The following is a 1,723-nucleotide window of genomic DNA, read 5'->3' on the forward strand; positions in this document are numbered from 1 at the left end:
GCGGTTAAACGCCTGCCGTGTTGTGTAGTACACGTTCTGCACGTCTACCAGTATTAAAACTGTTTTCATCGGGCTCCCGGTTTCACTCAATCACTTATCATTAGTGTGTACAGACTGGGCAATAAAAACCTCAACCCTCAATCAGCCAGGCTGTCATTTTTTCTGCCAGCGCATCCAGTATGCCTTCCGGGTCCATGGCTGGCGGGGCCACCAGCACCAGGTGCATCAGCGTGCCGGCAACGGAAGTGGTCATCAGGTACAAGGTGTGCTGCTGGGCATTCAGGGAATATTGCTCCCGCGTATAATCCAGCCCTGCCATCAAGACCTGCTGTAATTCGATTTCCAACTGCCGGGTGGCCGGCAACTGGTGCAAGTAAGGCACCTGGAAAACCAACACCCGCAATAACGCTCGATGCTTGCGCATTAGCCGGTAAATGGCGCCCAGAAAATATTGCATGGCGCTGTTTAAATCATTGCGACTGTCTGTCAGCGCCAGCCGACCTTCCAGCATGGCCCTGGCCTCTGCCACCATGTCCTGCACTAACCGCGCCACAATGGCATCCTTGCCGGGAAAGTACTCATACACCGACCCGATGCTGACACCCGCCACTTCCGCAATGGCATTGGTGCTAAGCCCGGCGTATCCCCGGGTCTCCAAAATCCGAGCACATGCCTGCACCATCGCCTGAACCGAGGCTTTCGAACGGGCCTGCCTGGGCTCTTTTTTGACAGTAAAATCAGAGACTTTCCAGCGAACCTGCCCCATACAACGCCACTCCTTGCCAACGGAGAAACCCGAGTATTTCCGAGTATATGCTCAGGTTACACTGGATGCATTCGCTCATTCCATGGATCCACTCGAGAGCCCATCATGTCCAATGCCGTGAAATTCAGAACCCCCAAAGTCCTGCCTTACGTAAACAGGCTCCGGGATCACTGGGCCTGGCATCTCAAGCGTGCCGTGGCGCCGGGCAAAGCATTGCAACAGCGGGTCAACGGCAAAGTGATTCTGCTCACCGGCGCCAGCTCGGGCATCGGCGCCCTGGTGGCAGACAAGCTTGCCGATGCCGGCGCCACTGTGCTGCTGGTGGCCCGCAATCAGGAGAAACTGGAAGCGATTGCCCACGCCATCCATCAACGGGGCGGCCAGGCGTCCGTGTACCCCGGCGACCTGTCCAAAATGGAAGAGTGCGATCGCCTTTGCGAACAGGCCCTGCAGGATCATGGCCGGGTGGACGTGCTGATCAACAATGCCGGACGCTCCATTCGCCGTTCCATCAAGTTCACCGTGGGCCGCTTCCACGATTACGAACGGACCATGCAGCTGAACTATCTGGCCTCCATCCGGCTGGCCACGAACTTGCTGCCGGGCATGGAAGCGCGCAACGAAGGCCACATCATCAACGTGTCCACCGTGGGCGTGCAGGCTAACCCGGCGCGCTTCTCTGCCTACCTGGCGTCCAAGTGGGCACTGGAAGGCTGGACCTGGGTGGCCGCCAATGAGTACGCCCACACCAAGGTGCGCTTTTCCTCACTGAATTATCCGCTGGTGCGCACCCCCATGATTGCCCCCACCAAGATTTACCAATACATGCCCGTCATGTCACCGGAAACCGCCGTGAACTGGATGCTGGACATGATCATCACCCAGGACAAGCGCAAGCTGGGCGTGTTCGGCAAAGGCGCACTGGCCATGTATTACCTGTTACCGAAAACGTCAGAA

Annotated in this window: 2 protein-coding genes; one reads left to right on the forward strand and one right to left on the reverse strand. The window is 57.5% G+C overall.

Going from position 1 to position 1,723, the window contains the following annotated elements; all coding sequences use genetic code 11:
- Positions 1 to 130 precede the first annotated feature (130 nt).
- Positions 131 to 766, reverse strand: a complete 636-nt coding sequence (locus A3754_RS25460; RefSeq protein WP_063521696.1) for a TetR/AcrR family transcriptional regulator — start codon at positions 764 to 766, stop codon at positions 131 to 133.
- 105 nt (positions 767 to 871) lie between these two features.
- Between A3754_RS25460 and A3754_RS25465 the strand changes: the two genes are divergently transcribed.
- Positions 872 to 1,723, forward strand: an 852-nt coding sequence (locus tag A3754_RS25465; RefSeq protein WP_063521697.1) for an SDR family NAD(P)-dependent oxidoreductase, incomplete at its 3' end; no start/stop codon positions are given.

The sequence above is a fragment of the Alcanivorax sp. HI0083 genome (genome assembly GCF_001635175.1).

What these genes read in the sequence shown, in the direction of transcription:
- A3754_RS25460 (WP_063521696.1), bottom strand. Translation starts at nt 766, where the DNA reads ATGGGGCAGGTTCGCTGGAAAGTCTCTGATTTTACTGTCAAAAAAGAG.